The following is a 10,168-nucleotide window of genomic DNA, read 5'->3' on the forward strand; positions in this document are numbered from 1 at the left end:
GCGCATCGCCCCGCGCCCGCCGGGCGATGCGCCGTACCCCACCACGGACCAGGTTTGGGCCGTTTTGGCAAGATGATCACGTGGATTCCACCGAAACGGATTCCATGAATAGAATGCAATTCGCTTGCCTCAGGCGAGCGTTCGAGCCGTTTCGCACCTATCCGCGTGCCCTCGCCCTCCGTTGGCGTCTTCTTGTCCGGAAACCCCTTGAGGCAGGGCTGTTCTCCGCCAAGATGTCGCGCGAGTAGGCCGTACACGGCCGGAACACCACACGGAAGCGAGGCAAGAGGCCGGATGAGACTGACCGACATATCGCTGGACTGGGCCCTGCCCGTCGCCGTGGTGCTCGTCGGAGTCGTGGCCGCCGTGACAGTGCTCGCCCGCGGGCGCGGCAAGAACAAGGCCGATGCTGCCACCGCTGCCCCGACGGATTCCTGGGAGCGCAGCGAGGAGCGCCGGCGGCGCAAGGAGACCATCTACGGAGTGGCCTCGTACGCCCTGCTGTTCTGCTGTGCGGCGGTCGCCGCGGCCCTGTCCTTCCACGGCCTGGTGGGCTTCGGCCAGCAGAACCTGAACCTCTCCGGCGGCTGGGAGTACCTGGTCCCGTTCGGCCTGGACGGTGCGGCCATGTTCTGCTCCGTACTGGCGGTGCGGGAGGCCAGCCACGGTGACGCGGCGCTCGGCTCCCGGCTGCTGGTCTGGCTGTTCGCCGGTGCCGCGGCCTGGTTCAACTGGGTGCACGCCCCGCGCGGCACGGGCCACGCGGGCGCCCCGCAGTTCTTCGCGGGCATGTCGCTGTCGGCGGCCATCCTCTTCGACCGGGCGCTGAAGCAGACCCGCCGGGCCGCGCTGCGGGAGCAGGGGCTGGTCCCGCGCCCGCTGCCGCAGATCCGGATGGTCCGCTGGCTGCGCGCTCCTCGGGAGACCTTCGGCGCTTGGTCGCTGATGCTGCTGGAGAACGTGCGCACGCTGGACGAGGCCGTGGAGGAGGTCCGCGAGGACCGGCGGCAGAAGGAGCAGAACCGCCTTCGCCGCCGGGACCAGGAGAAGCTGGACCGCGCGCGGATCAAGGCGTACAACCGCCAGCACCGGATGTGGGGCCGCCGCGGCGGCCGCCAGGTGGATGTCGCGGGGGCGCCCGCGCAACCGGGTCAGCTCAGTTCGGACCCTGCCATAGCGGATCCCGGACAGCTGCCCTCCCGCTCCTCCCTGCCCGCCCTGCAGCCCTCGACCGCGCCGGAGACCGCGAAGGCTAGCAGCACCGCCACCGACTCCCTGCTCACGTCCTTCGACCGGGATCGGCCGCGCACCATCGACCTCACCGCCGAGGACGACACGCTGAGCATCCCGCGGCTGGACACCCTGGAGGAGAAACTCGCCCAGATCGAGCGCCAGATCGGCTGATCCGGCGCCCGTACCACCGTGGTCCGGTGGTGGCCGGCCCGCTCAGGCGGCCATGCCGTCCAGTTCGAACCACACCGCCTTGCCGACACCATGGGTGCGCACGCCCCAGGTGTCGGCAAGTGCGTTCACCAGCAGCAGTCCCCGCCCCGAGGTGCCCTCCCCGGCGCTCTCGCGGGCCGGCCGCGGGGTGGGGGGCCGGTGGGTGAAGTCCCGCACCTCCACGTGTAATCGGCCGCGCCGCCGGGCGGCCGGCCCCTCGCCGAGGGTGGCGGTGACCACCGCGCCCCGGTCGGTGTGCACCAGCGCGTTGGTCACCACCTCGCTGATCAGCAGCTCCGCCACATCGGCCCGCCCCGGCGGGCCCCAGTGCCGCAGCAGTGCGCGCAACTCGCGCCGGACCGCGGCGACCCCGCTGAGGTCGGTGTGCCGCAGTCGCATCGTCAGGTCGGTCCCCCGCTCTGGCTCGGTGACCGGCTCCCCGTCCGGCCAGGTGGTGTCCATGCCGCCGCGCTGTGCAGGCTGACGCTTCATTGCCTTGCCCCGCCCCGTCCGCCGATTCCGGCATCCCCGCCTCGAACGCGCTCATGGAATGCATGCCCCACGTGTCGGCCCCCATACACACCGGGAAGTGATCAGGTGGACGCGGGGACCGCCGAACCCGAGGAGCCCCTGATGCATGACGACCGCACACTGGTGGAGGGACGCCTGGAGCGGGCGCTCCACCAGTTCATCCGGCCCGCCCGGTACACGGCGCGGACCCCGCTGGAGATCACCGCCCGGCACACGCCGGGTGAGCCGGTCCCGGTGGCCGAGGCACTGGCGGGCGAGTTCACGCCATTCGAGACCGGCACTCGGTGGGGCAGTCCCTGGTCCACCTGGTGGTTCCGGTTGACCGGAACGGTTCCGGCCGACTGGGCGGGGCGGCGGGTGGAGGCGGTGCTGGACCCCGGCTTCACCGGGGAGGCGCCCGGCTTCCAGGCGGAGGGCATGGTATACGACGCGGCCGGCGTACCGATCAAGGGCGTCCACCCGCGCAACCGGCACGTCCCCGTCGCCGCCCCGGCCGCCGGCGGGGAGCGGGTGGAGCTGCTGCTGGAGGCCGCCGCCAACCCGGCGGTGCTGCGGGACGGCTTCGCGCCGACCCCGCTGGGCGACCCGCTGACCGCCGGCGACCAGCCGCTGTACACCTTCGCCTCGGCCGAACTCGCGGTACTGGACGAGCAGGTGTGGCACCTGGTGCTGGACATCGAGGTGCTCTCGGAGCTGATGCACGAGCTCCCCGTGGACCGGCCGCGCCGCCAGGAGATCCTGCGGGCCCTGGAGGACATGCTGGACGCCCTGGACCTGCACGACGTCCCGGGCACCGCGGTGGCGGCGCGAGCCGCGCTGGCCGAGGTGCTGGCCCGCCCGGCGCACGCCAGCGCGCACCGGCTGGCGGCCACCGGCCACGCCCACATCGACTCGGCCTGGCTGTGGCCGCTGCGCGAGACGGTGCGCAAGGCGTCCCGTACCTTCGCCAACGTCACCGCGCTCGCCGCCGACTACCCGGAGCTGGTGTTCGCCTGCTCGCAGGCGCAGCAGTACGCCTGGGTCAAGGAGCACCAGCCGCACATCTGGGCGCGCATCCGGCAGGCGGTGGCCGACGGCACCTGGGCGCCGGTGGGCTCCCTGTGGGTGGAGTCGGACGCCAACATGCCCGGGGGCGAGGCGCTCGCCCGCCAGCTGGTGCACGGCAAGCGGTTCTTCCGCGAGGAGCTGGGGGTGGAGACCGAGGAGGTCTGGCTGCCCGACTCCTTCGGCTACACCGCGGCGTTCCCGCAGCTGGCGAAGCTCGCGGGGGTGCGCTGGTTCCTCACCCAGAAGCTCTCCTGGAACCAGTCCAACGCCATGCCGCACCACACCTTCTGGTGGGAGGGCATCGACGGCACCCGGGTGTTCACCCACTTCCCGCCGGTGGACACCTACAACGCGCAGTTCCACGGCCGGGAGCTGGCGCACGCCGAGCGGAACTTCGCCGAGAAGGGCCGGGCCGGGCGTTCGCTGGTGCCCTTCGGCTGGGGGGACGGCGGCGGCGGTCCCACCCGCGAGATGATGGAGAAGGCCCGCCGACTGCGCGACCTGGAGGGCTCCCCGCGCGTGGAGATCGTCCGGCCCTCGGCGTTCTTCGAGGCGGCGGAGCGGGAGTACGGGGCGCAGGCGCCGGTGTGGTCCGGGGAGCTGTACCTGGAGCTGCACCGGGGCACGTACACCAGCCAGGCGCTGACCAAGCAGGGGAACCGGCGCGCCGAGCACCTGCTGCGCGAGGCCGAGCTGTGGGCGAGCTGCGCCTCGCTGCTCGACGGTGCCTACCGCTACCCGTACCAGGCCCTGGACCGGATCTGGAAGACGGTGCTGCTGCACCAGTTCCACGACATCCTGCCCGGGTCCTCGATCGCCTGGGTGCACCGGGAGGCCCGGGAGACCTACGCCCGGATCCGCACCGAGCTGACGGAGCTCATCGAGGCGGCGGCCGGGGCGCTGGGCGGCGGGCGGGTCCGCGTGCTCAACCCCTCCCCGTACAAGCGCACCGAGGTGGTCTCGGTGGATCCGGCGCTGCTGCCGGCGGAGGCGGTCCGGCAGCCGCTGTCGGACGGCCGGGTCGCCGCCCTGGCGCACGCGGAGGGAATGGCCTCCGGGGAGTTCTCCCCCGTACCGCTGCCGCCGGTGGTGGCGCTGCCCCGGGGGGAGGACATCACCCTGGACAACGGCGAGCTGCGAGTGGTGGTCGACCGGCAGGGGCTGCTGGCCTCGGTGTACGACCGGCGGGCCGAGCGCGAGGTGCTGGCCCCCGGCGCCCGCGGCAACCTGCTCCAGCTGCACCCCGACCACCCCAACGCCTGGGACGCCTGGGACATCGACCGGCACTACCGGCGCAGCCGCACCGATCTCACCGAGGCGGAGTCGGTGCGGCTGCTGGAGGACGGACCGCTGCGCGCCTCGGTCCTGGTCGAGCGGGCCTTCGGCGCCTCCCGGATCACCCAGGAGATCCGGCTGGACGCGGGCAGCCGCCGCCTGGAGATCCACACCGAGGTGGACTGGCGGGAGTCGGAGAAGGTGCTCAAGGCCGCCTTCCCGCTGGACGTGAACGCGGAACGGTCCACCGCGGAGATCCAGTTCGGGCATGTGAACCGGCCCACCCACGCCAACACCAGCTGGGACGCGGCCCGGTTCGAGATCTGCGCCCACCGCTGGCTGCGGGTGGCCGAGCCGGGGTACGGGGTGGCGCTGCTCAACGACTCCACCTACGGCCACGAGGCGACCCGCGCCCCGCACCCCGAGGGGCTGGGCACCACGGTGCGGCTGACCCTGCTGCGCGCCCCGCACTGCCCCGACCCCGAGACCGACCAGGGCGTCCACCGGTTCGCCTACGCGCTGCTGCCCGGCGCCGAGGTGGCGGACGCGGTGATGGGCGGCCTCGCGCTCAACCTGCCGCTGCGGGTGGCCGAGGTTCCCTGGCTGCCCCCGCTGGTGCGGGTCCACCACCCGGCCGTCACCGTGGAGTCGGTCAAGCTCGCCGACGACCGCTCCGGCGATGTGGTGGTGCGGCTGTACGAGTCCGGGGGCGGGCGCGCGGCCGGAGCCCTGTTCACCGCCTTCCCGCTGGCCCGGGCCCAGGTCACCGACCTGCTGGAGCGCCCGCTCGGCGAGGATCTGCCGATCGGCGCACCCCCGCCCGGTTTCGGTGCGGCGGACCGGACGGTCCCGCCACCGCCGGTGCCGGGACCGGACGACGTACCCCCCGGCTATCCGCCGCCCCTGCCCCCGGAGCAGCCGAGCGAGCCCCGCGGCTGGGTGAACGTGCCCGGCGGCTGGGCGAACCCGCCCGGGGGGTGGATGGGCGTGCCGGAGGGGCTGGTGAACAAGAGCGGCTGGCCGGCGGGTGTTCCCGGCGGCCCCGGCCACATGGCGGGCTGCCTGGCCCCCGGCTGCCCGGTGGCCGTCCCCATCCGGCCGCCGGACGACGGCACGGGCCGGGTGCAGCTGTCCCTGCGCCCCTTCCAGATCCTCACCCTGCGGCTGACCCCGGCCCGCGGCTGAGCGGAGCCGGTGGGCAGGTTGAGGGAGAAGGCCCTGGTCACAGAGGCCCGTTTGCACGGCATAGGGAGGTGCAGCACGGTGGAACCGAGGCCGGAAGCACGTATTCCGGATATCCCCACTCCAGCGAAGGGCAATGACGATGACAGCGCCGCAGAGCAAGAAGCAGGCTGCTCTTGAGGCACGAACCGTGTCCGGGCACGTGGTGACCAAGTCCCCCATCAGCGGTGACTTCGAGGCGGTCCTGTCGGACTCCGACACCAGGGCACCGCTGCCGGGCCGGGAGGTCGTCTTCTCCTCGACGGCCGGACACAACGAGATCGGCCGCGCCACCACCGACACGCATGGCATCGCGACCATGAACAGCGGTACGCGGCTCACCCAGCCGGCTCTGGTCGCCGAGGTGCTCGCGAGCGGTTACGACGCCCGCTTCCCCGGCGACGACCAGTACGCCCCCGCCCAGGACCACGCCTCCACCGCGGTGCAACCCTGAACCACCGCCGGCGTCCCGGGGCAGACGGCCGCCGCCCGCCTCCGCGCGACGCGGCCGAACGGACACGCGCGGCCCCGCCCCTGTGCCCGCGCGGCGCACGGGCGGGGCTCCGACCGTCGACGGCAGACTGGCACCCTGGCCGGCGACCCCCTGCGGCAGAACGCCCCGTACAGCCGCGGGCCGCCTCCTGACGTCCACGCCCGCGCGCCTTCGGGCCATCCGCGATGGCCGCCCGCCCGGCAGCGGGGTCAGCTGAGGTTCTTCTCCAAGGCGGCCAGGTAGTTGCGCATCATGTGGTCGCGCACCCCGTCGCTGGCGGGAGCGAAGGGGTCGACGGTCAGGCCGGCGGCGTGGTCGGCCAGGCCGCCCAGGACGGTCATGGACTCGCGGACCCTGCCGTGGGAGTCGATGTAGCGCAGGGCGTCGACGTGGGCGTACGGGGGCTCGGGCGGCAGCTGGGGAACGATGTCGTTGTTGTTGACGAACCGGTACATGCGGTTCCGGAAACCCTTGTTGTACGCCTCGGCCAGCAGGGAGTCGCAGGTGCGCGGCTGGCCGTAGGTGTAGACCCCGTCGGCGGCCAGGCGCGGGTCCTCCAGATACATCCGGGCACCGGCCAGCATCGCGAGCGCACCGCCCAGGCTGTGGCCGGTGAACCACAGGCTCTCGCCGCCCGTACGCAGCTCGGCGAGGGTGCTCTTCACATCGGGCCAGATCGACTCCAGCGCCTCGGCGAAGCCGTAGTGGACATGGCCGACGCCGCCGGGGCCCTCGCTGGGCTCGGTCGTGGCGTCCGACAGCCAGTCCTTGATCTGCCGCGGCTCGGTCCCGCGGAAGGCAGTGACGATCATGCCGTCGCTCGCCATGGTGTACGCCTGGGTGTCCTCCAGGGGGAACGGCGGGGTGAACCGCGTCTGGTGGTGCCGTACGGTGCCGAAGCCCCACTCGCGGGCCTGGGCGTCGATGGTCGCCTCGTCCTTGTAGGCCAGGTCCGAGGCGAGCGCGAGCCAGTAGGCACGCTCCAGGCTGTAGTCGGTCGAACGGTGGTCGATCGTCACAGGCACGGCCACAGCGGGGTCTCCTTCGCTTGGGCGGGAAGCCACGAACCGGCCGCGTCGGGGACGTGGCGGCACCCCTCCGTGATAGGGCCGCGGCCCTGCTCGGCCGGACACGACACACCGGCCGATCCCCCGGACAGCCCCCTGCCGCCGCGACTCCCCCGCGGCGGGGCCGCTGCCGCCTGCTCCTCGTGGCCGTCCCGATCCGACGAGGGCGGTGCCCAGCTCGACCCGCGCTGAAGAGGCCCTCAGGGCCGGGGCACATTGCGGAGGTTGGAGCGGGCCATCTGGAGCATCTTGCCCACGCCGCCGTCGATCACCATCTTGCTGGCGGAGAGCGCGAAGCCGGTGACCATCTCCGCCTTGATCTTGGGCGGGATGGACAGGGCGTGCGGGTCGGTCACCACGTCGACCAGCGCCGGGCCCTTGTGCCGGAAGGCATCGCGCAGCGCGGAGCGCAGATGCTTGGGCTTCTCCACCCGCACCCCGTAGGCCCCGGCGGCCTGGGCCAGGGCCGCGAAGTCCGGGTTGTGGTTGGCGGTGCCGTACGAGGGCAGGCCGGACACCAGCATCTCCAGCTCCACCATGCCCAGTGAGGAGTTGTCGAACAGCACGACCTTCACCGGCAGCCGGTACTGCACCAGGGTCAGGAAGTCGCCCAGCAGCATGGCCAGGCCGCCGTCCCCGGACATGGACACCACCTGCCGGCCGGGGTCGAGCAGCTGGGCGCCGATGGCCTGCGGCAGGGCGTTGGCCATCGAGCCGTGGGTGAACGAGCCGATCACCCGGCGCCGCCCGTTGGGCGTGAGGTAGCGGGCGGCCCAGACGTTGTTCATCCCCGTGTCGACCGTGAACACCGCGTCCTCGGCGGCCTCCTCGTCCAGTACCGAGGCCACGTACTCGGGGTGGATCGGCACATGCTTGTCCACCTTGCGGGTGTACGCCTTGACCACGCCCTCCAGCGCGTTGGCGTGCTTCTTCAGCATCCGGTCCAGGAAGCGGCGGTCGGTCTTGACCCGCACCCGGGGCGTCAGGCAGCGCAGCGTCTCCCGCACATCGCCCCACACGGCCAGGTCCAGCTTGGAGCGGCGCCCCAGGTGCTCGGGCCGCACGTCCACCTGCACGGTGCGCACATCTTGGGGCAGGAAGGCGTTGTAGGGGAAGTCGGTGCCCAGCAGGAGCAGCAGATCGCACTCCTGGGTGGCCTCGTACGCCGCGCCATAGCCCAGCAGGCCGCTCATCCCCACATCAAAGGGATTGTCGTACTGGATGTGCTCCTTGCCGCGCAGGGCGTGGCCGACTGGAGACTTGACCTTCTCCGCGAAGGCCATCACCTCCGCGTGGGCCCCGGCGGTGCCGCTGCCGCAGAACAGCGTGACCTTCTGCGCCTGGTCCACCATCCGGGCGAGCTCGTCGATCTCCTCGTCCCCGGGCCGTACCGTGGGCCGGGAGGTGACCAGGGCGTGTTCCACGGCCCGCTCGGGCGCCGGGCGGGCGGCGATGTCCCCGGGCAGCGAGACCACGCTGACCCCGCCGCGGCCGATCGCGTGTTGGATGGCGGTCTGCAGCACCCGGGGCATCTGCTCGGGGTTGGAGATCAGTTCGCTGTAGTGGCTGCACTCGCGGAACAGCTGGTCGGGGTGGGTCTCCTGGAAGTAGCCGGTGCCGATCTCGCTGCTGGGGATGTGCGAGGCGAGCGCCAGCACCGGGGCCATCGAGCGGTGGGCGTCATAGAGGCCGTTGATCAGGTGCAGATTGCCCGGGCCGCAGGAGCCCGCACAGGCGGCCAGGCGCCCGGTGAGCTGCGCCTCGGCGCCGGCCGCGAAGGCGGCGGTCTCCTCGTGCCGCACCTGGATCCAGTCGATGCCGCGGCTGCGGCGGATCGCGTCCACGATCGGGTTGAGGCTGTCCCCGACCACCCCGTACAGCCGCCGCACCCCGGCCCGTACCAGGATGTCCACGAACTGCTCCGCCACCGTCTGCTTGCCCATCGCCCGTGCGTCCCTTCGGATGCGGTAGCCGGTCTGCTCCCGCATCCATCAACCCACGGCTCGGCCGGTCACGCCTCCCAGACGGCGGCTGCCGTACGGTCGTCGGCGTATCCCTTCACCCGGATCTGGGTGTCCGCCAGGAACCGGGCCAGCCCCGGTGGCTCGGACCCGGCCCAGCGTTCTCCCAGCCGGTGGGCCAGGGCCGGCTCGCCACGCAGCGGATCGGCCAGCCCGCTGCTGCACAGCAGCAGCACATCCCCCGGTCGGGCGACGGAGGCCCGGAAGCGGAACGGGTCGCCCTCGGACGGGGGGAGGCCGTCATCGTCCACCGGGTCCACCGGCTCCGGTACGTCGGCACCGGCGGCTTCCACCGCTGCCTCGGGCTGCTCGGGGCGGTCGGTGTGCTCGCGGCCGGCCGGTTCCAGGTCCCGCCAGACCCCGTCGCGCAGCCGGAACAGCCCGCCGGAGCCCGCTCCGAAGAACACCCGGGTCCGGCACCGCGGGTCGGCGGGGAGCAGCAGGCAGTGCAGCGAGGCGGTGTACTCGGCGGGGCTCAGGCCGAGTTCCGCGGCGCGGGACCGCAGCCGGACCAGGCTGCGGTCGGTGAGCCGGTGCAGCCCCGACTTGAGCGCCGCCCGCCGCCCGGCCCGGATGTCCTCGGCGAGCCGGGCCTGGCTGCGGCCCACCGCGGCGCCGATGCCCTGGCACAGCTCGCGCGCCGCCCGGTGCGCCCCTGCCGCGGCCCGCGCCCCGCTCGCCACCGCCACCAGCAGCAGCGCCGAGGCGCCGGTGCCGAAGCGCGCGGTGAGCAGGGCGTCCCGCCGCGGTTCACCGCGGAACCGTGCCGAGTCCCCGCGCAGCGAGGCGGCCCGCAGGGTCAGCGGCCCGTAGCACGCCCCGTCCAGCACGGTGTCCGGGACGAGGTCCGTCAGCTCGGCGGGATCGGCGGGCGGCAGGGCGGTGGGTTCGGCCTGGTAGGTGGGCGGCCCGTCTCCGACGAAGGCCGCTCGCTCCGGCACCTCCTCGTCCCCGGTGGGCCGCATGGCTCCCGTGGGTTCCGTGGGTCCGTTGGGTCCCGGGCGCGGCGCGGTGCCGCGCTGCCGCGGCGCCCACCAGACGCTCTCCGGCGGGACTGCCGGGGCCTGGGG

At 73.2% G+C, this 10,168-nt stretch carries 7 protein-coding genes; 3 read left to right on the top strand and 4 right to left on the bottom strand.

Features of this window, described 5'->3' with window-relative positions:
- Nucleotides 1-294 precede the first annotated feature (294 nt).
- Nucleotides 295-1,404 carry a DUF2637 domain-containing protein gene (locus E4099_RS22785; protein WP_135340974.1) on the top strand — a complete coding sequence of 370 codons (1,110 nt, stop codon included), beginning with the start codon at nt 295-297 and terminating at the stop codon, nt 1,402-1,404.
- Between the two features lie 42 nt (nt 1,405-1,446).
- On the opposite strand, the gene E4099_RS22790 is transcribed toward E4099_RS22785, so the two are convergent.
- On the bottom strand, nt 1,447-1,905 hold the full coding sequence (locus E4099_RS22790; protein ID WP_135340979.1) for an ATP-binding protein: 459 nt from the start codon (nt 1,903-1,905) through the stop codon (nt 1,447-1,449).
- 171 nt (nt 1,906-2,076) lie between these two features.
- Here E4099_RS22790 and E4099_RS22795 point away from each other — a divergent pair, with 171 nt between their 5' ends.
- Together E4099_RS22795 and E4099_RS22800 are read left to right on the top strand one after the other, a co-directional pair.
- Nucleotides 2,077-5,481: an alpha-mannosidase gene (locus E4099_RS22795; protein ID WP_135340975.1), complete on the top strand. Its 3,405-nt coding sequence runs from the start codon at nt 2,077-2,079 to the stop codon at nt 5,479-5,481.
- Nucleotides 5,482-5,614: 133 nt separating this feature from the next.
- On the top strand, nt 5,615-5,971 hold the full coding sequence (locus E4099_RS22800; protein ID WP_135340976.1) for a hypothetical protein: 357 nt from the start codon (nt 5,615-5,617) through the stop codon (nt 5,969-5,971).
- A 248-nt stretch (nt 5,972-6,219) separates the two neighbouring features.
- Here E4099_RS22800 and E4099_RS22805 read toward each other — a convergent pair whose 3' ends face one another.
- The 3 genes from E4099_RS22805 to E4099_RS22815 form a co-directional block, all read right to left on the bottom strand.
- Nucleotides 6,220-7,041: a lipase family protein gene (locus tag E4099_RS22805; protein ID WP_135340977.1), complete on the bottom strand. Its 822-nt coding sequence runs from the start codon at nt 7,039-7,041 to the stop codon at nt 6,220-6,222.
- Nucleotides 7,042-7,277: 236 nt separating this feature from the next.
- Nucleotides 7,278-9,020, bottom strand: a complete 1,743-nt coding sequence (locus tag E4099_RS22810; RefSeq protein WP_135340980.1) for a pyruvate dehydrogenase — start codon at nt 9,018-9,020, stop codon at nt 7,278-7,280.
- Between the two features lie 68 nt (nt 9,021-9,088).
- The coding region (locus tag E4099_RS22815; protein WP_245245094.1) for a protein phosphatase 2C domain-containing protein at nt 9,089-10,168 on the bottom strand (1,080 nt) is incomplete at its 5' end.

This window comes from Streptomyces palmae, from assembly GCF_004684805.1.
GTDB classification, from domain to species: Bacteria; Actinomycetota; Actinomycetes; order Streptomycetales; family Streptomycetaceae; genus Streptomyces; species Streptomyces palmae.

Excerpts from the sequence above, each read along its gene's own strand:
- E4099_RS22810 (WP_135340980.1), bottom strand. The coding sequence starts at position 9,020 with ATGGGCAAGCAGACGGTGGCGGAGCAGTTCGTGGACATCCTGGTACGG.
- E4099_RS22790 (WP_135340979.1), bottom strand. The coding sequence starts at position 1,905 with ATGGACACCACCTGGCCGGACGGGGAGCCGGTCACCGAGCCAGAGCGG.
- E4099_RS22785 (WP_135340974.1), top strand. The coding sequence starts at position 295 with ATGAGACTGACCGACATATCGCTGGACTGGGCCCTGCCCGTCGCCGTG.
- E4099_RS22795 (WP_135340975.1), top strand. The coding sequence starts at position 2,077 with ATGCATGACGACCGCACACTGGTGGAGGGACGCCTGGAGCGGGCGCTC.
- E4099_RS22800 (WP_135340976.1), top strand. The coding sequence starts at position 5,615 with ATGACGATGACAGCGCCGCAGAGCAAGAAGCAGGCTGCTCTTGAGGCA.